This window comes from Pseudomonas azerbaijanoccidentalis, from assembly GCF_019145495.1.
In the GTDB taxonomy this organism is placed as follows: domain Bacteria; phylum Pseudomonadota; class Gammaproteobacteria; order Pseudomonadales; family Pseudomonadaceae; genus Aquipseudomonas; species Aquipseudomonas azerbaijanoccidentalis.
Genome location: NZ_JAHSTU010000004.1, coordinates 371346 through 394274, shown reverse-complemented (window position 1 = coordinate 394274; position 22929 = coordinate 371346). Strand labels below are relative to the sequence as shown.

The following is a 22929-nucleotide window of genomic DNA, read 5'->3' as shown; positions in this document are numbered from 1 at the left end:
CTCCGTTCTTAAGGTTGAGTGAGGCTGGCCACGGCGGTCGGGCTGACACGAGGGATCACTTGAGCGGCGACACCGCCAGCGAACACCTGATTGCCCACGGCACGCAGGCTGATGACCTGATAACGCTGGTCGATGGTGACCTTGACCACCGAGCCACCCACGGCGCTCGGCAGCGACACCTGATGCTCACCTTTCTTCAACCGCAGGCGCACCACCTGGGTGTTGTCCGGCAGCGTGCGCCAGGTGCGGGTGTCGGCACCCTCAAGCACCGCAGAGGTAAGGCCGACGGCCAGGCCTGCCAGCGGATTGGTTTCGTTGATCTGCTTTTGCGCCACGCCACGGGTGACCGCGCGAACCGTGGTGCGCACGATGATGCCGGGCATGTCGTCGCGCAGGGCACGTCGGGACATGGCGGTGGTGCTGTTGAGTTGGGTCAGGTTCAGCTGCTGGCCATCCACGCCGATCTGGGCGAACGCCGCGGTGGAGGTGTCAGGCTTGATGATCGGAAACGACAGCGGTGTGATCACCACGTTGCCGCTGATAGGCAACGGCAGCGGAACACGGATCGAGTCCCGGGCAGGGGCGAGGCCACTTTGCACGACGATCAGGATGTCGCTGTCATCGGTCTTGGTGCCTGGCTTGTCGAGGTTCACCAGCGCCTGTTCCAGGAGCGGGGTGTTCGGCCGCAGTTCGGCTGCTTTGCGATAACCCGGCGCCGCGAGGTCTTTTTCACCCAGGGCTTCGTAGACGAAACCGGCCAGGTAATGGCTGAACGCACTCTGGTAACTGTTCTTCAGACTGACCACTTCCGGCGCATCCAGGCTGGCGACCGGGTAACCCTGCAAATCCTTGTACTGGGTGGTGATGCCTTGCTTCTCGGCCTCTTCCTCGCTCTTGAGGTATTCCTTGTCACGCAGATCGGCGATCACGGCCTCACGCTCGTGCGTCCTTTTGATCGCCGTGCGAGCGCCGTCGAAGTCATTCGCGGCCAACAGGTTGAGGGCCATTTGCGTGGTCAGCATGACTTTTTCATAGTCATAGCCTTCGTAGCGACGGACCTTGTCGTTGACCAGGAAACTACCGAATTGAGCGAGGTATTTGGCCGAGTCGAGCTTGACCGAGTCTTCCCATTGGGTGACCACTTGATCAGCGCTGCCCCAGGCAAGCTGGCTGCCGGTAAAATCGCCTTTGGCGCGCAGCAGTTCGCCTTTCTCGAAGAAGTAGAGAAGGTCTTTATCGGTGCCGGTGTTGTTCTTTTCCAGCAAGGTCAGCGCGGCATCGACATTGCCCGAAGCCAGTTGCTGATTGGTTTGTGCAAGTTCGGAATCGTAATTGCGAAAAACCGAACAGCCGGACAACAGCGTGACGGCGCTGAGCGCGATCACTACAAGGGCGCGGGAGGCCATGAGTACTTCTTCCCTGAGTATTTGAACAGCCACTTGCGGGTCGGGCTGACGGGACCCACTGACGGGCGCCCGGGGCGTCCTGCCAATTCCTCATAAAGAGAGGAGCTTAAATGCCGTATCGCTATAACGAAGGCGCGGCATTATAGGTGCGGATACTGGCGATGTAATGGCTTTTTGAGATCTTTCTTTCAAAAAGTGCCATCAGCCGTGCGGCGCTTTGCGGCTAAAGCACAACAAAGCTTGAGTGAAAGTGATTGGGAGGGAACAATATGTTACTTCGTGTTTCCAATTGAGATTCATTCATGATTGCCCCGTCCCGTTTCCTGGCCTGGCTGATAGCGCCGGTATTTGCCCTGTGCAGTTTCAATCTGCTTGCCGACACGGTCGAAGGCGCCCCCCAAGCCCTGCATTTACTCGACTACATCGGTGCGGATTACCCGGAGGCGGTAAAGGCAGGCAAAGTCGTCAACGAGTCCGAATACCGCGAGCAGCTGGAATTCGTCCAGGCCTTGCAAGGATTGGTCGCGGCCATGCCCGCTAAACCGGAAAAGGCTGCGCTGGAGCAAGGCATCGGCTCGCTGCGCAGCGCGATCACGGCGCGGCAGGAAGGTGCTGACGTTGCCCGTCTGGCGCGCCAGCTTGGCGCAAAACTGGCGGTGGCCTATGAGGTCAGCCAAGCTCCGATCATCACTCCGGACCCGACCCGTGGCGCGCCGTTGTACGCCCAGCATTGCTCGGTGTGTCACGGCGATACCGGCGCAGGCGATGGCCCGGCGGGCGTGGGGCTAACGCCAGCTCCGGCCAATCTGCGTGATCACGCGCGCCTGGATCACCTGAGTCTCTATGCGATCTACAACACCCTGAGCCTGGGTGTGGAAGGCACCGACATGCCAGCCTTCGCCGATCAGCTCGATGACCGCCAGCGTTGGGACCTGGCCACTTACATCGCCAATTTCAGCGCCGAACCGGCGGCCGCCAGCGGTGACAAGGTCTACAACATTGCCGATCTGGCCCGCCAGACGCCGGCCGAAGTGCAGGCCGTCGACGGCCCGCAAGCCGCTGCGACCTTCCGTGCACAGCGCGCGCAACCGCCGCAGGTCAAACGCGGCCCGGCGCAATTGCTCGACTACACCGCGGCAACCCTGGACAAGAGCGTTGCGGCCTACCGCGCGGGCGACCACGATCAAGCCTATGACCTGTCGGTAGCGGCCTATCTGGAAGGCTTCGAACTGGTCGAAAGCTCCCTCGACAACGTCGACGCGAACGTGCGCAAAGACACCGAAAAATCACTGATGGCTTACCGTCAGTCGTTGCAAGATGGCTTGCCGATCGATCAGGTCGAGCAGCGTCTGGAAGCCGCCAAGGCAAAGTTGAAGACGTCTGCCGGTTTGCTCGGCAGCGATGGTTTGAGCTGGTCCCTGAGCTACGTTTCCGGCCTGCTGATCCTGCTGCGCGAAGGACTGGAAGCGATTCTGGTGCTGGCGGCGATTCTCGCGTTCTTGCGTAACACCGGCCAGCAATCGGCCGTGCGCAGTGTCAACGTCGGCTGGGGCCTGGCGTTGTTGGCCGGTCTGGGCACCTGGGCGCTGGCAGCGTATGTGATCGATGTCAGCGGATCGCAGCGTGAATTGCTCGAAGGCGCGACGGCGCTGTTCGCCAGCGTCATGGTGCTTTGGCTCGGCGTGTGGATGCACGACCGTCGTCACGCCGCTGCCTGGCAGGATTACATCAAGAGCAGCCTGGTGGGCGGGGGCGGGCGTTTTGGCTTTGCGATCCTGGCGTTCTTCTCGGTCTATCGCGAACTGTTCGAAGTGATTCTGTTCTACGAGACCCTGTGGTTGCAGGCCGGGCCTGCTGGTCACGATGCCGTGCTGGCCGGTGGTGCCACGGCGCTGGTGCTGCTGGTGGGCCTGGCGTGGGTGATTTTGCGCGGGTCGGCAAAACTGCCGCTGACGCTGTTCTTCAGCATCAACGCCGCTTTGCTGTGCGCGCTGTCGGTGGTGTTCGCCGGGCATGGCGTGAAGGCGTTGCAAGAGGCCGGGATCTTCGGCACACGGCCGGTGCCGTTCTTTGAATTCGACTGGTTGGGGATTCATGCCGATGCGTATTCGTTGAGTGCGCAGGCGGTGGCCATTGCTGCGATTGTTGTGCTGTATGGTCGTAGCTGGGTGGCCGAGAAGCGGCGGGTGGCTGTTTCCTGATCGAGTGATTGTTTAAAAGATCGCAGCCTTCGGCAGCTCCTACAGGTGTACGTTATTCCTGTAGGAGCTGCCGAGGGCTGCGATCTTTTGCTTTTGAGAGGTAAAAAACATGCGCGTATGGATCGATGCCGACGCCTGCCCCCGGGCGGCCAAGGATCTGGTGGTGAAGTTTGCCCTCAAGCGCCAGTTTGAGGTAGTACTGGTGGCCGGGCAGCCGCAGATCAAGCCGGGTCTGGCGCTGGTGAAGCTGATCGTGGTGCCGAGCGGTCCGGACGCAGCCGATGACTACCTGGTGGAGCACGCCGTCCCCGGTGAGCTGGTGATTTGCAGCGATGTGCCGCTGGCTGATCGGCTAGTGAAAAAGGGCGTCGCGGCGCTGGACCCACGGGGCAAGGAATTCGATGCGCAGAACATGGGTGACCGGTTGGCGGTGCGCAACCTGTTCACCGACCTGTGCGAGCAAGGGCAGATGAGCGGCGGGCCGGCGCCGTTCGGCGAGCGCGAGAAACAGGCGTTTGCCAATGCGCTGGACCGGATTTTGACTCGCTTGGCGCGTAAAGCCTGAAAAGATCGCAGCCTTCGGCAGCTCCTACAGGGGATCGACGCACACCCGTAGGAGCTGCCGAAGGCTGCGATCTTCTGATCCTGTTTTTTTACCCGTCGTTTTCGTGAGTCAGTTCGAGTACGCGGTCGACCAGTTTGTTGATCCCGCCCGCCGCTTCACTGATCGATTGCGCCAGCATGTACGCCGGGGTGCTCACCAGTTTGCGCGCCTTGTCTTCAACGATGTCGCTGACGGCGCACTCTTGGTGGGTGGCGCCCATCTTGTTCAGCGCTGCCGCCGTGTCGGTATCGTTGCCGATGGTGCAGGTTACGCCGGGGCCATAGATTTTCGCTGCCAACGCCGGCGAAATGCAGATCAGGCCGACCGGTTTGCCAGCTTCGGCGAAGGCTTCGGTCAAGGCCAGAACGTCGGGTTGCACAGTGCAACCGGTGCCTTCGATGGCGAAGTTGGACAGGTTTTTGGCCGAGCCGAAACCGCCGGGAATGATCAGTGCGTCGAACTCATCGGCGTCTGCTTCACGGATGTCCTTGATCTCGCCACGGGCAATGCGCGCCGACTCCACCAGCACATTGCGCGACTCGGGCATTTCTTCGCCGGTCAGGTGGTTGATCACGTGCAACTGCGCAATGTTTGGCGCGAAACACTGCACCTGTGCGCCACGCTGGTCCAGACGCAGCAGGGTAATAACGCTCTCGTAGATCTCGGCGCCGTCATACACGCCACAGCCGGAAAGGATCACTGCAACTTTTTTGCTCATGGGCTTTTCTCCAGATTCATGGCGTTAAATGTCCACTAATTTGTCACTCGTTGCCATAGGGTTAATTCGCGGCTACACCTAGCATCTGTCCTCAAGATTCCGATCAGGGCGCGTCATGGACTTCATTCTGTATGCGGTGCCGTTCTTCTTTGTGCTGATTGCCGTTGAACTGGCGGCCGACCGCTGGCGCGGGGTCAGCAACTATCGCCTGGCCGACGCGATCAACAGCATCAGCACCGGCGTGTTGTCGACCACCACGGGGTTGCTGACCAAAGGCGTGGGGTTGCTGACCTATGCGTTTGCCCTCAAGCATCTGGCGTTGTTCGAACTGTCGTCGGACAGCGTCTGGGTCTGGGTATTCGCCTTCGTGTTCTATGACTTCTGTTACTACTGGCTGCACCGCATGGGCCATGAGCGCAACATTCTCTGGGCGGCGCACTCGGTGCATCACCAGAGCGAGGACTACAACCTCTCCACCGCCCTGCGCCAGACCAGTACCGGGTTTCTGCTGAGCTGGATCTTCTACCTGCCCATGGCCGTCGCGGGCGTGCCGTTGCTGGTGTTTGTCAGCGTCGCGGCGCTGAACCTGCTGTACCAGTTTTGGGTGCACACACGGCACATTCCCAAGCTCGGCTGGTTCGAGTGGTTCTTCGTCACGCCATCCAATCATCGGGCTCACCATGCACAGAACGCTCTCTACATGGATCGCAACTACGGCGGGGTGTTCATTATTTGGGACCGTCTATTCGGCTCGTTCCAGGAAGAGGACGACAACGAACCGGTGATCTTCGGCGTAACCACCCCGCTGGAAAGCTGGAATCCGCTGTGGGCGAACTTGCAGTTCTACGCGCAGTTGTGGGCGGATGCGCGACGTGCCGAAAGCACCTGGGACAAACTGCGGATCTGGTTCATGCGTACGGGATGGCGGCCGGCGGACGTGGCGGCGAAATACCCGATGCATAAACAGGACTTGAGCCAGTTCCGTAAATTCGAGGTACCACTGGACGGGCGTCAGCAGCTGTATGTGCTGCTGCAGTTCTGCGTCTACATCGCGCTGGGCAGCTATCTGATGAACCTGGAGCCGAGCCTGTCGACCGCCGCGCTGGTGCTGGGTTGGGGAGCGGTGGCGCTGGGATTGTTCGTGCTGGGCGTGGCCCTGGAGAATCGCCCGTGGGCGTTGAAGCTGGAACTGTTGCGGCTGGCGTTGAACGTGCCGCTGGTGTGGCTGGCGCCGCTGGTAGGGCTGTGGCCGGCCAGCGCGGCGGGCTGGATCGGCCTGCTCAGTTACAGCCTGCTCAGCGGGATCGGTCTCTACTGCTGCAGAAACCGCTTCACTCGACTGGCTTAGTATCGCCGGCCTTGGCCTGTTCGGCTTTCAGGGCCTGCTCGTCGGCATAGATCTGTCTGGCCAGGCGGGCATTCTTGAAGCGCCGGCGCAGCCACAGGCCCAGGCCCAGGATGAGCAGGGCGCCGAGTACCCACAGCTCGTACTTCTTGATGCTACCGAGCATGCCTTCCAGGACCGCGCCAAAGTGATAAGCGGCGGCCGCCAGTGCGGTAGCCCAGATCGCGGCGCCGATGCCGTTGAGCAGCAGGTAGCGTCCCGGTGGATAGCCCGACAGGCCGATCGCCACAGGCATTACCGTGCGCAGGCCGTAAACGAAGCGGAAGCTCAGGACCCAGATGTCCGGGTGCTTACGGATGTGCTCCAGCGCCCGGTCACCCATCATTTGCCAGCGGGGCTTGCGCGCGAGCAACTTGCGCCCATGCTTGCGTCCCAGGAAGTACCACAGCTGATCACCGGCATAGCTGCCGCAAAACGCCACGACCACCACCAGGTTGATGTCCATGTATCCACGGAACGCGAGGAAGCCTGCGAGCACCAGAATGGTTTCGCCTTCGAAAAACGTGCCGAGGAACAAGGCAAAGTAGCCGAAGTCATGCAGAAATTGTTGGAGCATTGTCTGGGTGCTGGCGAAATGAACGCGCAGCCTAACCCTTCGGACACATTCAGGAAAGTGTCCAAATGTGTCTCGACGTGAACATTTCCTACAACGACAATGGAATGCGGCTACGTGTCACAGGCTGCGCACAACTGTAATACGTTCGTCATAATGGCCGCTTATAACTGTCACGCTCGCACGCCTGCGGGCTCAGGAGTCTGCCGTGAGCTTCACCCCCGCCAACCGTTTGTTTCCTGCAACCCGCCTGCGCCGCAACCGTCGTGACGATTTCTCGCGTCGACTGGTCCGTGAAAACGTGCTGACCGTCGATGACCTGATTCTGCCGGTGTTCGTGCTGGACGGTGAAAACCGTCGTGAAGCGGTCGCCTCGATGCCGGGTGTTGAACGCCTCACCATCGACCTGTTGCTTGAAGAAGCGGCCAAATGGGTCGAGCTGGGCATTCCGGCACTGGCACTGTTCCCGGTCACGCCGTCGGAACTGAAGTCGCTGGACGCCGCCGAAGCGTGGAATCCTGAAGGTATCGCCCAGCGCGCCACCCGCGCTCTGCGTGCGCAGTTCCCCGAGCTGGGGGTGATCACCGACGTCGCCCTGGACCCGTTCACCACCCACGGCCAGGACGGCATCCTCGACGAAGACGGCTACGTGCAGAACGACGTCACCGTCGATGCACTGGTCAAGCAGGCCTTGTCCCACGCTGAAGCCGGGGCCCAGGTCGTCGCGCCGTCGGACATGATGGACGGCCGCATCCAGGCAATCCGTGAAGCCCTCGAAGTGGCCGGCCACGTCAATGTGCGCATCATGGCTTACTCGGCGAAGTACGCCAGCGCCTATTACGGTCCGTTCCGTGACGCGGTCGGTTCGGCGCTGAACCTGGGCAAGGCCAACAAGGCCTCCTATCAGATGGACCCGGCCAACAGCAACGAAGCCCTGCACGAAGTGGCGGCGGACTTGTCAGAAGGCGCAGACATGGTCATGGTCAAGCCAGGCATGCCTTATCTGGACATCCTTTGCCGGGTCAAAGAAGAATTCAAAGTGCCGACGTTTGTTTATCAAGTCAGCGGCGAATACGCCATGCACATGGCGGCGATCCAGAATGGCTGGTTGAGCGAAGGGGTTATCCTCGAATCCCTGACCGCCTTTAAACGTGCAGGCGCTGATGGCATCCTGACGTACTTTGCCGTTCGTGCCGCTCAATTGTTACGAGAGCAAAAATAGCCCTCCCAGGAACATGTGATGAATACCGAAGGACTCACTGAAGTTGCCGTACAAGACGCTCAGCCCGTGGTCGAGCAAATCGCCGAAACCCCGCCGGAGATGGAGCCTGCTCCACCCGCGGTGGTAGCCGAAGCCGCTGCGGCGGCGCCGGCGATTGCCATTCCCGGCCTGGATGACAGCAGCCTGTACATCCACCGCGAGCTGTCGCAACTGCAGTTCAACATCCGCGTGCTGGAACAGGCGCTGGATGAGTCCTACCCGTTGCTGGAGCGGCTGAAGTTTCTGCTGATCTTCTCCAGTAACCTGGACGAGTTCTTCGAGATTCGCGTTGCCGGCCTGAAGAAGCAGATCACCTTCGCCCGTGAACAGGCGGGCGCCGATGGCCTGCAACCGCATCAGGCGCTGGCGCGCATCAGCGAACTGGTGCACGGTCACGTTGACCGCCAGTACGCGATCCTTAACGACATTCTGTTGCCGGAGCTGGAAAAACATCAGGTCCGCTTCATCCGTCGCCGCAACTGGACGACCAAGCTCAAGACCTGGGTGCGTCGTTATTTCCGCGACGAGATCGCGCCGATCATCACCCCGATCGGTCTCGACCCGACGCACCCGTTCCCGTTGCTGGTGAACAAGAGTCTGAACTTCATCGTCGAGCTCGAAGGCATCGACGCCTTCGGTCGTGACTCCGGTCTGGCGATCATCCCGGCGCCGCGTTTGCTGCCGCGGATCATCAAGGTGCCGGAAGAAGTCGGCGGCGCCGGCGACAATTACGTGTTCCTGTCGTCGATGATCCACGCCCACGCCGATGACCTGTTCCAGGGCATGAAAGTGAAGGGTTGCTATCAGTTCCGCCTGACCCGTAACGCCGACCTGGCGCTGGACTCCGAAGACGTCGAAGACTTGGCCCGTGCCCTGCGCGGCGAGCTGTTCTCGCGTCGCTACGGTGATGCGGTGCGGCTTGAAGTGGCCGACACCTGTCCGAAGCATCTGTCCGACTACCTGCTCAAGCAGTTCAACCTGAGCGAGACCGAGCTGTATCAGGTCAACGGTCCGGTGAACCTGACGCGGTTGTTCAGCATCACCGGTCTGGACAGCCAGCGTGAGCTGCAATACCTGCCGTTCACCCCGCAGATTCCGAAACTGCTGCAAAACAGCGAGAACATCTTCAGCGTGATCAGCAAGCAGGACATTCTGCTGCTGCACCCGTTCGAGTCGTTCACTCCGGTGGTCGACCTGCTGCGCCAGGCTGCCAAGGACCCGCACGTGTTGGCGGTGCGCCAGACGCTGTACCGGTCCGGCGCCAACTCGGAAATCGTCGATGCGCTGGTGGACGCGGCGCGTAACGGCAAGGAGGTCACCGCGGTGATCGAATTGCGCGCGCGCTTCGACGAGGAATCCAACCTGCAACTGGCCAGCCGTCTGCAAGCGGCCGGTGCGGTGGTGATCTACGGTGTGGTCGGCTTCAAGACCCACGCCAAGATGATGCTGATTTTGCGTCGCGAGGCCGGCGAAATCGTGCGTTACGCGCACCTCGGCACCGGCAACTACCACGCCGGCAACGCCCGCCTGTATACCGACTACAGCCTGCTGACCTCTGACGACGCCTTGTGTGAAGACGTCGGCAAACTGTTCAGCCAGTTGATCGGCATGGGCAAGACGCTGCGCATGAAGAAGTTGCTGCACGCGCCGTTCACCCTGAAAAAGGGCATGCTCGACATGATTGCCCGCGAAACCCAGTTTGCCCTCGACGGCAAACCGGCGCACATCATTGCCAAGTTCAACTCGCTGACCGATCCGAAGATCATCCGCGCGCTGTACAAGGCCAGCCAGTCGGGCGTGCGCATCGACCTCGTCGTGCGTGGCATGTGCTGCCTGCGACCGGGCATCGCCGGGGTCTCGCACAACATCCACGTGCGTTCGATCATCGGGCGTTTCCTGGAGCACACCCGGGTTTTCTACTTCCTCAACGGCGGCGACGAGCAGATGTTCCTGTCCAGTGCCGACTGGATGGAGCGCAACCTCGACAAGCGCGTCGAGACTTGCTTCCCGGTGGAAGGCAAGAAGCTGATCATGCGGGTCAAGAAAGAGCTGGAGTTGTATCTCACCGACAACACCCACAGCTGGAGCCTGCAGTCGGACGGCCGTTACATCCGCAACACGCCAACCGGCAACCAGAACCCACGCAGCGCCCAGGCTACGTTGCTAGAGCGGTTGGGTAGCCCGATCCTGGCTGTGCGATAACGTAAATCGGCGGGCAAAAAAAGGGCGATCCATGCGGATCGCCCTTTTTGTATGTACTGTCCCGTCCTATGTAGGAGCTGCCCAAGGCTGCGATCTTTTGATCCTCTGAAGGATGCCAGGATCAAAAGATCGCAGCCTTCGGCAGCTCCTACGGTATGGTTCAGCGAACGCTGAGGACGACATCCACCCGCGTCAGCCATTGCGCTTCAATTTCGAAGTCGGCCTGGGTCAGTTGGTTCTCATCCAGCCAGTTTTCCGGGAACACCACTTCCAGGTGATTGCCGTTGGCGTTGAGTTCTACCTGAGGCATTTGCTGGGTGCCGCGGATGTGGTGGAACAGGATCGCAAAGCGCAGCAGCACGCACAGGCGAATCAGCTTGGTGCCGTCATCGTCGAAGTCGGCGAACTTGTCCTTGGGGATGTTGCGGCGGTGGCCACGCACCAGCAGCGCGAGCATCAATTGGTCTTCGCGGGAGAAGCCGGCGAGGTCCGAGTGCTCGATCAGGTAGGCGCCGTGCTTGTGGTACTGATAGTGAGCGATGTCCAGGCCCACTTCATGGACCTTGGCTGCCCAGCCAAGCAATTCGCGCCAGACGCCGTCTTCCAGATCCCAGTCCTTGGCCACCTGATCGAAGGCATGCAGGGCTTTGCGCTCGACCCGCACCGCCTGCTCAAGGTCGACGTGATAACGCTCCATCAGCGACGTCAGGGTGCGTTCGCGCACGTCTTCGTGGTGATGACGGCCCAGCAGGTCATACAGCACGCCTTCACGCAGAGCGCCTTCGCAGTGATCCATGCGTTGCAGTTCGAGGGCGTCGAAGATGGCTTCGAGGATTGCCAGACCGGCCGGGAAAATCGCCCGACGGTCAGGTTTGATGCCCTCGAAGTCGATTTTTTCGACGTCGCCGAGTTTGATCAGCTTGCGCTTGAGCCAGGCCAGTCCTTCAGCGTTAACCTCGCCGCTGCCGTGACCGCCGGCCTTCAGCGCCAGGCCGATGGCGCGGATGGTGCCCGAGGAGCCAATGGCTTCATCCCAGGTCAAGCGATGCAGGGCGTGTTCGATGCTCATGATCTCCAGCCGCGCCGCGGTGTACGCCTGGGCGTAACGGGCCGGGGTGATCTTGCCGTCCTTGAAATAGCGCTGGGTGTAGCTGACGCAACCCATTTGCAGGCTTTCGCGCAGCAGCGGTTCGAAACGCTGGCCAATGATGAATTCGGTACTGCCGCCGCCGATGTCCGCGACCAGGCGCTTGCCCGGGGTGTCGGCGAGGGTGTGGGACACGCCGAGGTAGATCAGGCGCGCTTCTTCACGGCCGGAGATGACTTCCACCGGATGGCCGAGGATTTTTTCGGCGCGGTGAATGAATTCGGCGCGGTTGCGGGCTTCACGCAGGGCGTTGGTGCCAACGATCCGTACGGCGCCGAGCGGCATACCGTTGATCAGTTGCGCAAAACGCTTGAGGCAATCGAGCCCGCGCTGCATGGATTCTTCGCTGAGCTTGCGCTCATCGTCGATGCCGGCCGCCAGCTGAACCTTTTCCCCGAGACGCTCGAGAATACGGATTTCGCCGTTCTGGGCCTTGGCCACGACCATGTGAAAGCTGTTGGAGCCCAAGTCGATTGCGGCGATCAGGGACAGATTCTTGGCTTGAGATTGCGGCATGGTCAGGGGGTCTCGGTCGATAACCTCGACATCGTGCCACGATCAAAGGCTGCCGCCAACGCGCAGTGTTCAAAGCCTTGATCCTGTGCAGGAAAGTCGGTAACCGCTGCGCGGTCAATCGCTAGCAGGCTAGCTCCCACATTGGAATGCGTACCCCTGTGGGAGCTAGCCTGCTAGCGATGAGGGCATTAAAGGCACTGAGGTTCTTTCAGGCCACCGCTTCAACAGTGCCAATGAAGTTCGCCAGCTCCGCCGTCTGCGGATTGGCAAACAGCACTTTCGGGTCGCCCACCTCATGCACCTTGCCCTGGTGCATGAACACCAACTTATCCCCAACCTCTCGGGCAAAACGCATTTCGTGGGTGACCATGATCAGCGTCATGCCTTCTTTGGCCAGTTGCCGGACCACGCTCAGCACCTCGTTGACCAGCTCCGGGTCCAGCGCCGAGGTGATTTCGTCGCACAGCAACACTTTGGGCGACATCGCCAGCGCCCGGGCAATGGCCACGCGCTGTTGCTGCCCACCGGACAGCCGATCCGGGAAAGCGTCGAACTTTTCCCCCAAACCGACCCGCTCGAGCATCTCCCGCGCCAGCTCGGCGGCTTTGGCTTTCGGGACTTTCTGCACCACCTGTGGTGCAAGCATCACGTTTTCGCCCACGGTCAGGTGCGGGAACAGGTTGAACTGCTGGAACACCATGCCGACTTTCTGCCGCAGGCTGCGCAGATCGGCGCGGGCGGCGTCGAGGTATTCGCCATCGACTTCGATCACGCCGTCGTTGATCGACTCCAGGCCATTGAGCGTGCGCAACAAAGTGGATTTGCCCGAGCCACTGCGGCCGATGATCGCCACCACCTGGCCTTCCTCGACGCTCAGGTCGATGCCTTTGAGCACATGGTGATCGCCGTAGTATTTATGCAGGGCGGAAATTCTAAGCAGAGGCATGCAGTCTCCTTTCCAGGTAGCGCGCACTGAGCGACAAGGGGTAGCAAAGCAGGAAATAGCCGAGGGCGACGAGGCCGTAGACCATGAACGGTTCGAAGGTGGCGTTGGCGAGCATGCCGCCGGTCTTGGTCAGTTCGGTAAAGCCAATGATCGAGGTCACGGCTGTGCCTTTGACCACTTGCACCGAAAAGCCCACGGTCGGCGCCACGGCGATGCGCAGGGCTTGCGGCAGGATCACGTAGCGCAGCTGCTCCAGCGGGTTCAGCGCCAGGCTCGACGAGGCTTCCCATTGGCCGTTGGGGATCGAGTCGACGCAACCGCGCCAGATCTCCGCCAGATAAGCGCTGGTGAACAACGTCAGGGCAATCGCCGCAGCCATCCAGGGCGAAATCTCGATACCCGCCAGCGCCACGCCGAAGAACACCAGGAACAGCTGCATCAACAGCGGTGTGCCTTGGAACAGTTCGATGTAGGTGCGGGCAAAACTGCGCGGCAATGATTTTTTCGAAATGCGCATGACCATGATCAGCAAGCCGATCAGCCCACCACCAATGAATGCCACCAGCGACAGCGCCAGCGTCCATTGCAGGCCGGTGAGCAGGTTGCGCACGATGTCCCAGAATGTGAAATCGCTCATCGGCTGCTCCTGGAGATGTAGCGCGTTCCGATCCAGTTCAACAGTTGGCGGATCAGCAGGGCCATGCACAAGTACAGCAGCGTGGTCAGGGCATAGGTTTCAAAGGCGCGGAAGTTGCGCGATTGAATGAAGTTAGCGGCGAAGCTCAGCTCTTCGGTGGCGATCTGCGAGCAGACTGCCGAGCCGAGCATGACGATGATGATCTGGCTGCTCAGGGCTGGCCAGACCTTGCCCAGCGCCGGCAGCAGCACCACGTGGCGAAACGCCTCGAAGCGCGTCATCGCCAATGCCGCGGCGGCTTCCAGTTGACCCCGAGGGATCGCCTGGATACCGGCGCGGATAATCTCGGTCGAATACGCCCCGAGATTGATCACCATTGCCAGCACGGCGGCTTGCCACTCGGAAATCTGCACCCCGAGGGACGGCAAGCCGAAGAAGATGAAAAACAACTGCACCAGGAATGGCGTGTTGCGGATCAACTCGACGTAGACCGCGAAAATCCCGGCGAACGGGCGGATATTCCACGCCCGCACCAACGCCCCGACAATGCCCAGCCCCACGCCGAGCACCGCGCCGATGGCCGTCAGCTCAAGGGTGAACAACGCACCGCGCAGCAACAGATCGGTGTTGTGTACCACCGGCAAGAAATCGAACTGATAAGCCATAGCGTGTCTCCTGCGCGCCGGGTCAGAGGTCGGCCGGCAGCGGCTCTTTCAGCCAGGTCAGGGCGTTCTTCTCCAGCGCGCCGTCGCTCTTGGCGGTCACGAGGATCTGATTGACCTTGTCCAGCAGCGCCGGCTCGTTCTTGTTCACGCCGACGTAGACCGGTGAATCCTTGAGCTTCACTTTCAGCGCCGGTACGCGTTTCGGGTTCTTCTCGCTGATGGCGACCATCACCACGTTGCCGCTGGCGATCAGGTCGACCTGCCCGGCCAGGTACGCGGCGATGGTCGAGTTGTTGTCTTCAAAGCGCTTGATGGTCACACCTTCGGGGGCAACCTTGGTCAGCTCGATGTCTTCGATGGCGCCACGGGTGACGCTGATGGTCTTGCCCTTGAGGTCGTCCAGGCCCTTGATGTCGGCGTCTGGCCGACCGAATACAGCGAGATAGAACGGTGCGTAGGCGCGGGAGAAGTCGATGACTTTTTCGCGCTCCGGGTTCTTGCCGAGGCTGGAAATCACCAGGTCGACCTTGCCGGTGGTGAGAAACGGGATGCGGTTGGTGCTGTTGACCGGGGTCAGTTCGAGTTTGACCTTGAGCTGGTCGGCCAGCAGTTTGGCGGTGTCGATGTCCAGGCCGCGAGGCTTCATGTCCGGGCCGACCGAGCCGAACGGCGGGAAGTCCTGGGGCACGGCCACCTTGAGGACGCCGCGCTTGACCACATCCTCCAGACCGTCGGCGTGGGCGGGTGCCTGGCTCAGCATCAGGCTGGCGAACAAGGCGGCGAGGAGGGCGCTGTAACGCTGGGTCATGGCAAATCTCCGGATCGGCAAGAAGTGATTTCTGCCGATCGACAGAGCACGGGCCATGCCAACACAGGGCTTTCGCGGCGCCAGAGTACGGTTTTACTGGTGTCGGACGGTCTTACTGGTCTGAACAGTCAGCGTGCGTTTCGCACCCCGATGGCGCAACCGTGTCGATCACCGAACCCCCATGGGGCACGACTTGCCGGGCGTCGCGAATAGCTTTACAACTGAGCGAACATTGGCCTGGTTCGTCTGGAAAACCATGAACTCGATCTCCCGCGCCGTACCTGAAGTGGCGCTGCAAGCCATCCGCAAATTGATCACCGAACAAGGCTTCGGGGCTGGGGACGCCTTACCCTCGCAACGGGACCTGGCGGTGCAATTGGGCGTCAGCCGGGCGTCGTTGCGCGAGGCCTTGTCGTCGCTGAGTGCGCTGGGTGTCATCAGCATCCAGCCGGGCAAGGGGGTATTCGTGCAATCGCCGGTGGAGCTGCCGCGAGGCGACGCAGCGCCGGGTTGGCCCTTCGCGGCGCAGGCTTCGCCGCTGGACATTTTCCAGTTGCGCTATGCGCTGGAGGGGTTCGCCGCCGGGTTGGCGGCGGTGACGTTGAGCACCGATGAGCTCGATGCGCTGGAAGACAATGTCGCCGCCATGCGCAACGAGCTGAAGGCCAGCGACTTCGAAGCCGCGGCGCGTCTGGACTTCGAATTCCATCGCCGCATCCTGCTGGCCAGCGGTAATCAGGCGATGCTGAGTATTCTGACCGCCAGCGCCGACATCTTCCTGGAGAGCCAGAAGCTACCGTTCATCCGGGCCGAGCGGGCCATGGAAACCTGGCAGGAGCACCGCAAAATCCTTCGTGCACTGGCGCGCCGTGCATCCGGGGCGGCGCAGAAAGCCATGCATGAACATGTGCGCAATGCCGCGTTGCGCACGGGAATCGCCTTCGTCGCTCCCGCCACAGCGTGACCTGAGCTATACCCAAACTCATGGACCACCATAGCGAGACTCAATCATCTGCACCTTCCTGAACGAGGGAAGGGCAGCTATGATGGGCCACGTTTTTTTGCTTACAACCCTGGAGAATTCCATGAGCAGCGATCTTATCAAACACGTTAGCGACGCTAGCTTCGAGGCCGACGTACTCAAGGCTGAAGGCGCTGTACTGGTCGACTACTGGGCTGAGTGGTGCGGCCCTTGCAAAATGATCGCTCCTGTTCTGGACGAGATTGCCGAGACCTACAAAGGCAAGCTGACCGTTGCCAAACTGAACATCGACGAAAACCAGGAAACCCCGGCCAAGCATGGCGTGCGCGGTATCCCGACCCTGATGCTGTTCAAGAACGGCAACGTTGAAGCGACCAAGGTCGGCGCACTGTCGAAGTCGCAACTGGCGGCTTTCCTCGACGCCAACATCTAAGCGTCGTTGTAGCGTGTCAAAAAAAGGCCCCGCAAATAGCGGGGCCTTTTTCGTTACTGAGGGCTAGACGCTCCGAAACTCAGGTGTTACATTCGGCCCCGCGCTGGTTTCTCCAGTGCCCCCTGCTAGCCGTCGCCGACGCTCTCCTTTTCGAATAAGTACGCGATCCTGTCGCCTTCTCCGCGGCGCGGCCTCATTAAGCCAAAAGCTTAATTTCCCCCCTCCATAAATGATTACGTCATTCCTATATGAATCTGACTGAACTCAAGCAAAAGCCGATTACCGAACTGCTCGAATTGGCCGAACAGATGGGCATAGAAAATATGGCCCGTTCGCGCAAGCAGGACGTGATTTTCTCCCTGCTGAAAAAGCACGCGAAAAGCGGCGAGGAAATCTCCGGTGATGGCGTGCTGGAGATTCTCCAGGACGGCTTCGGCTTCCTCCGCTCTGCAGACGCCTCCTATCTCGCCGGCCCAGACGATATCTACGTCTCGCCGAGCCAGATCCGTCGCTTCAACTTGCGCACCGGTGACACCATCGTTGGCAAAATCCGCCCTCCGAAGGAAGGCGAGCGTTATTTCGCGCTGCTCAAGGTCGACACGATCAACTTCGACCGTCCGGAAAACGCGAAAAACAAGATTCTCTTCGAGAACCTGACCCCGCTGTTCCCGACTGTGCGCATGAAGATGGAAGCCGGTAACGGTTCCACCGAAGACTTGACCGGTCGAGTCATCGACCTGTGCGCCCCGATCGGTAAAGGCCAGCGTGGTCTGATCGTTGCACCGCCGAAAGCCGGTAAAACGATCATGCTGCAGAACATCGCCGCGAACATCGCACGTAACAATCCTGAAGTTCATCTGATCGTGCTGCTGATCGACGAACGTCCGGAAGAAGTAACCGAAATGCAGCGCACCGTGCGCGGCGAAGTGGTTGCCTCGACGTTCGACGAACCGCCAACCCGCCACGTGCAGGTTGCCGAAATGGTGATCGAGAAGGCCAAGCGCCTGGTCGAGCACAAGAAAGACGTGGTGATCCTGCTTGACTCCATCACCCGTCTGGCCCGTGCCTACAACACCGTGATCCCGAGCTCCGGCAAGGTACTGACCGGTGGTGTCGATGCCCACGCCCTGGAGAAACCAAAACGTTTCTTCGGCGCCGCGCGGAACATCGAAGAAGGCGGCTCGCTGACCATCATCGCCACCGCGCTGGTTGAAACCGGCTCGAAGATGGACGAAGTGATCTACGAGGAATTCAAAGGCACCGGCAACATGGAACTGCCTCTGGATCGCCGTATCGCTGAAAAACGCGTCTTCCCGGCCATCAACATCAACCGTTCCGGTACTCGCCGCGAAGAGTTGCTGACCGCCGACGACGAGTTGCAGCGCATGTGGATCCTGCGCAAGCTGCTGCACCCGATGGACGAAGTCGCTGCCATCGAGTTCCTGGTCGACAAGCTGAAAACGACCAAGACCAACGATGAGTTCTTCCTGTCGATGAAACGCAAGTAAGTCGAACAGGCATAAAAAGCCGGGGAAACCCGGCTTTTTGCTATCCGATTTTTGATCAAGCGGCAGTTCGTGGTTCTGAACCGCAAGGTTCGGCGCTAAACTGCCTGCCCCGAACGCCACGGCCAACACGAGGCTCACGCATGCAGTATCGCGACTTGCGCGACTTTATCAGCGGTCTGGAACAGCGCGGCGAACTCAAGCGCATCCAGGTTCCGGTGTCCCCAGTGCTCGAAATGACCGAGGTCTGCGACCGCACCTTGCGCGCCAAGGGCCCGGCCCTGCTATTCGAAAAGCCTACTGGCTACGACATTCCCGTGCTCGGCAACCTGTTCGGCACCCCCGAGCGCGTGGCGCTGGGCATGGGCGCTGAAGCCGTCAGCGAATTGCGCGAAATCGGCAAGCTGCTGGCGTTCCTCAAGGAGCCCGAGCCGCCGAAAGGATTGAAGGACGCCTGGTCCAAGCTGCCGATCTTCCGCAAGATCATCTCGATGGCGCCCAAAGTCGTCAAAGATGCGATCTGCCAGGAAGTGGTGGTCGAAGGCGAAGACGTCGATCTCTCGACGCTGCCGGTTCAGACCTGCTGGCCGGGCGACGTTGCGCCTCTGATCACCTGGGGTCTGACCGTCACCAAAGGCCCGAACAAGGACCGGCAGAACCTCGGTATCTACCGTCAGCAAGTGATCGGCCGCAACAAGGTCATCATGCGCTGGCTGAGCCACCGTGGCGGCGCGCTGGATTACCGCGAATGGTGCGAGAAGCATCCGGGCCAGCCGTTCCCGGTAGCCGTGGCGCTGGGCGCAGACCCCGCGACCATTCTCGGTGCCGTGACGCCAGTGCCCGACAGTCTCTCCGAATACGCCTTCGCCGGCCTGCTGCGCGGCAACCGCACCGAATTGGTGAAGTGCCGTGGCAACGACCTGCAAGTGCCGGCCACCGCCGAGATCATCCTTGAAGGCGTGATTCATCCGGGCGAAATGGCTGACGAAGGCCCGTACGGCGACCACACCGGTTACTACAACGAAGTCGACAGTTTTCCGGTGTTCACCGTCGAGCGCATTACCCATCGGATCAAACCGATCTACCACAGCACCTACACCGGCCGCCCGCCGGATGAGCCGGCGATTCTCGGCGTGGCGCTGAACGAAGTGTTCGTACCGATCCTGCAGAAGCAGTTCCCGGAGATTACCGACTTCTACCTGCCGCCCGAAGGCTGCTCTTATCGCATGGCCGTCGTGACCATGAAGAAGTCGTATCCGGGGCATGCCAAGCGGGTAATGCTCGGTGTCTGGTCGTTTTTGCGACAGTTCATGTACACCAAGTTCGTTATCGTCACTGACGACGATATCAACGCCCGGGACTGGAACGACGTGATCTGGGCCATCACCACGCGCATGGACCCCAAGCGCGACACGGTAATGATCGAGAACACGCCGATCGACTACCTCGACTTCGCCTCGCCGGTCTCCGGCCTGGGGTCGAAGATGGGGCTCGATGCCACGCATAAGTGGCCGGGCGAAACCACGCGTGAGTGGGGCCGGGTGATCGTCAAGGACGATGCCGTGACCCAGCGGATCGATGCCATCTGGAATCAGTTAGGAATAGATTGATGCGTGTAACCTTGCAGCCCTCCGGAGCAGTGCTTGAGATTCTGCCCGGCGAGCGGATTCTCGATGGCGCACGCCGCCTGGGCTATGACTGCCCGCAAAGCTGCCGCAACGGCAACTGCCATGTGTGCGCTGCGCTGTTGGTAGAAGGTCGGGTCGAGCAGGCCGGCGGTGTGCGCGACCATGGCGAGTTCTACACTTGCATAGCAGAGCCGCTGGAAGACTGCATCGTGCTGTGGGATGGCGTGCTCGCGCTGGGAGAATTGCCGGTGCGCAGTCTGTCGTGTCAGGTCACCAGTTGCACCGAGGTCGGTGGTGATACCTGGCGGGTGCGCCTGCGGGCGCCAGCGGGCAAGCCTCCGCGTTATCACGCGGGCCAGTACTTGATGATCCATCGGGACAATGGCGAGAAGTCGTCCTTTTCCCTGGCATCGGCACCTTCGGGTGGACGTGATCTGGAAATCCACGTGCTGGCGCGCGAAGCCAGTGCGATAAACCTGATCGAGCAACTGCAACGCAACACGATGGTGCGCATCGACCTGCCATTCGGTGATGCGCACCTGGCCGAGTTGCCGGACGGTCCATTGGTGCTGATTGCCGCGGGCACCGGCATGGGCCAGGTCCACGGCTTGATCGAGCACTGTCGCGCCGAAGGCTTCAAGCACCCCGTGCATTTGTATTGGGGCGTGCGACGTCCGGAAGACTTCTATGAAGTCGAACATTGGGACGAATGGTTGAAGTTACCCAATCTTTTCCTGCACAAAGTCGTCAGTGATCAATGCGGCTGGCAGGGGCGTTGCGGCATGTTGCATGAAGCGGTCTGCGAAGATTTCCCCGATCTCAAGGCGCTGCACGTGTACGCCAGTGGCTCGCCGGCCATGGTCTACGGCACGCTGGATGCGCTGGTCGAGGCGGGGATGGACGCCCATCAAATGCGCGCCGACGTGTTTGCGTACGCGCCGCGCTCTTGATTCAGCCCTCGTAGGAGCTGCCGCAGGGTGCGATCTTTTAAATGCTTGAAATTCAAAAGATCACAGTCTGCGGCAGCTCCTACGGGTTGTAGCCTTATACCTCTCTATATAGCCTATCGGTATTTATAAAATCGTATAAATGTCGGTAGGTTATATGTCATTCAGGCAATTAATTAACAACTGTGCCATGGCACTTAAATTGCCTTAAAACTTATGTGCCTTATTGTTACAACGGTGCGTTCTATTAAGTAATACTTCACCCGCGGGGAGCTGAACGCTAATCGCCATGAGCGCCATTGAATCGTCCATTTTGAATCTGGCTTACCCTCCGCGGCTCGATCTGGGGCCGCAGCTCACGCACGAACAATTACTGAGCTCGATGCAATCGACCATGGCGCGCCACAAGGGTGGGCCGGTGTGGTTGTTCGCTTACGGTTCACTGATCTGGCGTCCCGAGTGCACGGCGGTTGAACGGGTTCGCGGGCGAGTGCATGGGTACCATCGCGGTTTGTACCTGTGGTCCCACGAACATCGCGGCACACCGGAAATGCCCGGCCTGGTATTTGGGCTGGATCGCGGTGGATCTTGCAGCGGGTTTGCCTATCGTCTGCCGGAAGAGCAACTTGAAGCGTCGCTGTATGCACTTTGGCAGCGCGAGATGCCGTTCCCTTCTTATCGCCCACACTGGCTCAACTGCCGTCTCGAAGATGGCAGCCAGGTTCAGGCATTAGGCTTTGTTCTGGAGCGACATTTGCCCAGCTACGCCGGCAATTTGCCGGATCATGTGCTGAGCCATGTATTTGAAAACGCTTGCGGGCGCTACGGCACCACTCGCGATTATGTCGAGCAGACCGCACACGCCCTGCGTAGCCACGCCATGCCAGACCGGAATCTGGAGGCGCGGCTCAAGCGCTGTAAATCAAAGGCTGATCAGGCGATGGCTTCGCGGCTCTGACTGGCGACTTGCTTGTGCCACAACGTTGGCGCAAGGAAAGCCATTGCCAGCAGGCAGGCGCCGATCAGCAGGACGAAACCGCCGTCCCAGCCGAAATGGTCCACGGTGTAGCCCATCGCTGCACTGGCCGCGACCGAACCACCCAGATAACCGAACAGACCGGTGAACCCCGCTGCCGTACCGGCGGCTTTCTTCGGCGCCAGCTCTAGTGCCTGCAAGCCGATCAGCATTACCGGGCCGTAGATCAGGAAGCCAATGGACACCAGCGCGATCATGTCGACGGTAGGGTTACCGGCTGGGTTGAGCCAGTACACCAGCGTCGCCACGGTCACCAGCGCCATGAATACCATGCCGGTCAGGCCGCGGTTGCCACGGAAAATCTTGTCCGACATCCAGCCACACAGCAGCGTGCCCGGAATACCTGCCCACTCATAGAAGAAGTACGCCCAGGACGTTTTATCCACGGTGAAGCCCTTGGCTTCCTTGAGGTACGTCGGTGCCCAGTCCAGTACGCCATAACGCAGCAGGTAGACAAAGACGTTGGCCAAGGCGATGTACCAAAGCATTTTGTTGCGCAGCACGTATTTGACGAAGATTTCCTTGGCGCTGAATTCTTCTTCGTGGCTGGCGTCGTAGCCTTCCGGATAATCGTTCTTGTACTTCTCGATGGGTGGCAGGCCCACCGATTGCGGGGTGTCGCGCATGGTGATGAAGGCAAACACCGCCACGGCCATGGCCACGGCTGCCGGCACGTAGAACGCGGCGTGCCAGTCATTGAACAGACCCATGCCGATCAGGAACAGCGGGCCGATCAAGCCGCCGCCGACGTTATGCGCCACGTTCCACAGCGACACCACGCCACCGCGTTCCTTCTGCGACCACCAGTGCACCATGGTCCGGCCACTTGGCGGCCATCCCATGCCCTGCGCCCAGCCATTGATGAACAGCAGGACGAACATGATGGTCACGCTGGACGTTGCCCAATGCGCGAAACCGAAAATGAACATCACCGCAGCCGAGACCATCAGGCCGAACGGCAGGAAGAAGCGCGGGTTGGAGCGGTCGGAAACGATGCCCATCAGGAACTTGGACAAGCCGTAGGCAATGGCAATCGCCGACAGCGCCACGCCCAGCTCACCGCGGGTATAGCCCTCTTCGATCAGGTAAGGCATGGCCAGGGAGAAGTTTTTGCGCAGCAGGTAGTAACCGGCATAGCCAATAAAGATACCAGCGAAGATTTGCCAGCGCAGGCGGCGGTAGGTGCTGTCTATTTTCTCTTCAGGCAATGGAGCCTGATGTGCGGCAGGACGAAAGAAAGCAAACATTCAGGAGCTCCAGTTTTCTTGTTTTGACTGCGGATGCGAATGTTACAGTTTCGTTACCGAAAATAGCACCGGTTCTCATCGG

At 60.3% G+C, this 22929-nt stretch carries 20 protein-coding genes; 11 read left to right on the top strand and 9 right to left on the bottom strand.

Features of this window, described 5'->3' with window-relative positions; genetic code table 11:
• Positions 1 to 8: 8 nt before the first annotated feature.
• Positions 9 to 1406 (bottom strand): COG3014 family protein, encoded by a 1398-nt coding sequence (locus tag KVG88_RS15990; protein WP_217871995.1) that lies wholly within the window; start codon positions 1404 to 1406, stop codon positions 9 to 11.
• Positions 1407 to 1708: 302 nt separating this feature from the next.
• On the opposite strand from KVG88_RS15990, the gene KVG88_RS15985 reads away from it, so the two are divergent.
• On the top strand, positions 1709 to 3607 hold the full coding sequence (locus KVG88_RS15985; protein ID WP_217871994.1) for an FTR1 family protein: 1899 nt from the start codon (positions 1709 to 1711) through the stop codon (positions 3605 to 3607).
• A gap of 109 nt (positions 3608 to 3716) precedes the next feature.
• On the top strand, positions 3717 to 4172 hold the full coding sequence (locus tag KVG88_RS15980) for a YaiI/YqxD family protein (protein WP_217871993.1): 456 nt from the start codon (positions 3717 to 3719) through the stop codon (positions 4170 to 4172).
• An 88-nt stretch (positions 4173 to 4260) separates the two neighbouring features.
• Here the strand turns inward: KVG88_RS15980 and elbB are convergent, their stop codons facing one another.
• Entirely contained in the window at positions 4261 to 4929 is a 669-nt protein-coding gene (gene elbB, locus KVG88_RS15975; protein ID WP_150701870.1) for an isoprenoid biosynthesis glyoxalase ElbB, read from the bottom strand.
• Positions 4930 to 5044: 115 nt separating this feature from the next.
• On the opposite strand from elbB, the gene KVG88_RS15970 reads away from it, so the two are divergent.
• A complete protein-coding gene (locus KVG88_RS15970) occupies positions 5045 to 6277 on the top strand; it encodes a sterol desaturase family protein (protein ID WP_150701869.1) in 1233 nt (410 codons plus the stop codon).
• Here the strand turns inward: KVG88_RS15970 and KVG88_RS15965 are convergent.
• Positions 6261 to 6890: a DedA family protein gene (locus tag KVG88_RS15965; protein ID WP_217871992.1), complete on the bottom strand. Its 630-nt coding sequence runs from the start codon at positions 6888 to 6890 to the stop codon at positions 6261 to 6263. The genes KVG88_RS15970 and KVG88_RS15965 overlap by 17 nt on opposite strands.
• A 205-nt stretch (positions 6891 to 7095) precedes the next feature.
• Here KVG88_RS15965 and hemB point away from each other — a divergent pair, with 205 nt between their 5' ends.
• Both hemB and ppk1 read left to right on the top strand, forming a co-directional pair.
• The gene (gene hemB / locus KVG88_RS15960) at positions 7096 to 8109 is read left to right on the top strand and encodes a porphobilinogen synthase (RefSeq protein WP_217871991.1); all 1014 of its coding nucleotides are present in this window, start codon (positions 7096 to 7098) and stop codon (positions 8107 to 8109) included.
• A gap of 18 nt (positions 8110 to 8127) precedes the next feature.
• On the top strand, positions 8128 to 10350 hold the full coding sequence (gene ppk1, locus KVG88_RS15955) for a polyphosphate kinase 1 (protein ID WP_150701866.1): 2223 nt from the start codon (positions 8128 to 8130) through the stop codon (positions 10348 to 10350).
• Between the two features lie 160 nt (positions 10351 to 10510).
• Here the strand turns inward: ppk1 and ppx are convergent, their stop codons facing one another.
• The 5 genes from ppx to KVG88_RS15930 form a co-directional block, all read right to left on the bottom strand.
• Positions 10511 to 12013: an exopolyphosphatase gene (gene ppx, locus KVG88_RS15950; RefSeq protein ID WP_150701865.1), complete on the bottom strand. Its 1503-nt coding sequence runs from the start codon at positions 12011 to 12013 to the stop codon at positions 10511 to 10513.
• Between the two features lie 208 nt (positions 12014 to 12221).
• Entirely contained in the window at positions 12222 to 12959 is a 738-nt protein-coding gene (locus KVG88_RS15945; protein WP_150701864.1) for an amino acid ABC transporter ATP-binding protein, read from the bottom strand.
• The gene (locus KVG88_RS15940; RefSeq protein WP_150701863.1) at positions 12946 to 13596 is read right to left on the bottom strand and encodes an amino acid ABC transporter permease; all 651 of its coding nucleotides are present in this window, start codon (positions 13594 to 13596) and stop codon (positions 12946 to 12948) included. The genes KVG88_RS15945 and KVG88_RS15940 overlap by 14 nt, the downstream gene beginning before the upstream one ends.
• On the bottom strand, positions 13593 to 14261 hold the full coding sequence (locus KVG88_RS15935; protein WP_130903829.1) for an amino acid ABC transporter permease: 669 nt from the start codon (positions 14259 to 14261) through the stop codon (positions 13593 to 13595). The genes KVG88_RS15940 and KVG88_RS15935 overlap by 4 nt, the downstream gene beginning before the upstream one ends.
• A 22-nt stretch (positions 14262 to 14283) precedes the next feature.
• On the bottom strand, positions 14284 to 15069 hold the full coding sequence (locus KVG88_RS15930) for a transporter substrate-binding domain-containing protein (RefSeq protein ID WP_217871990.1): 786 nt from the start codon (positions 15067 to 15069) through the stop codon (positions 14284 to 14286).
• 256 nt (positions 15070 to 15325) lie between these two features.
• On the opposite strand from KVG88_RS15930, the gene KVG88_RS15925 reads away from it, so the two are divergent.
• The 6 genes from KVG88_RS15925 (at position 15326) to KVG88_RS15900 (ending at position 21522) form a co-directional block, all read left to right on the top strand.
• Positions 15326 to 16033, top strand: coding sequence for a FadR/GntR family transcriptional regulator (locus KVG88_RS15925; RefSeq protein ID WP_150701859.1), 708 nt, complete (start codon positions 15326 to 15328; stop codon positions 16031 to 16033).
• A 121-nt stretch (positions 16034 to 16154) separates the two neighbouring features.
• Complete coding sequence (trxA, locus tag KVG88_RS15920) at positions 16155 to 16484, top strand: thioredoxin TrxA (protein ID WP_003206727.1); 330 nt, start codon at positions 16155 to 16157, stop codon at positions 16482 to 16484.
• 248 nt (positions 16485 to 16732) lie between these two features.
• Entirely contained in the window at positions 16733 to 17992 is a 1260-nt protein-coding gene (gene rho / locus KVG88_RS15915; protein WP_003206716.1) for a transcription termination factor Rho, read from the top strand.
• 140 nt (positions 17993 to 18132) lie between these two features.
• The gene (gene ubiD, locus KVG88_RS15910; protein ID WP_150701858.1) at positions 18133 to 19599 is read left to right on the top strand and encodes a 4-hydroxy-3-polyprenylbenzoate decarboxylase; all 1467 of its coding nucleotides are present in this window, start codon (positions 18133 to 18135) and stop codon (positions 19597 to 19599) included.
• A complete protein-coding gene (locus tag KVG88_RS15905) occupies positions 19599 to 20567 on the top strand; it encodes a CDP-6-deoxy-delta-3,4-glucoseen reductase (protein WP_217871989.1) in 969 nt (322 codons plus the stop codon). Before ubiD ends, KVG88_RS15905 begins: the two co-directional genes overlap by 1 nt.
• A gap of 286 nt (positions 20568 to 20853) precedes the next feature.
• Positions 20854 to 21522: a gamma-glutamylcyclotransferase gene (locus KVG88_RS15900; RefSeq protein ID WP_150701856.1), complete on the top strand. Its 669-nt coding sequence runs from the start codon at positions 20854 to 20856 to the stop codon at positions 21520 to 21522.
• Here the strand turns inward: KVG88_RS15900 and glpT are convergent.
• Positions 21498 to 22847: a glycerol-3-phosphate transporter gene (gene glpT / locus KVG88_RS15895; RefSeq protein ID WP_150701855.1), complete on the bottom strand. Its 1350-nt coding sequence runs from the start codon at positions 22845 to 22847 to the stop codon at positions 21498 to 21500. The genes KVG88_RS15900 and glpT overlap by 25 nt on opposite strands.
• Between the last annotated feature and the right edge of the window lie 82 nt (positions 22848 to 22929).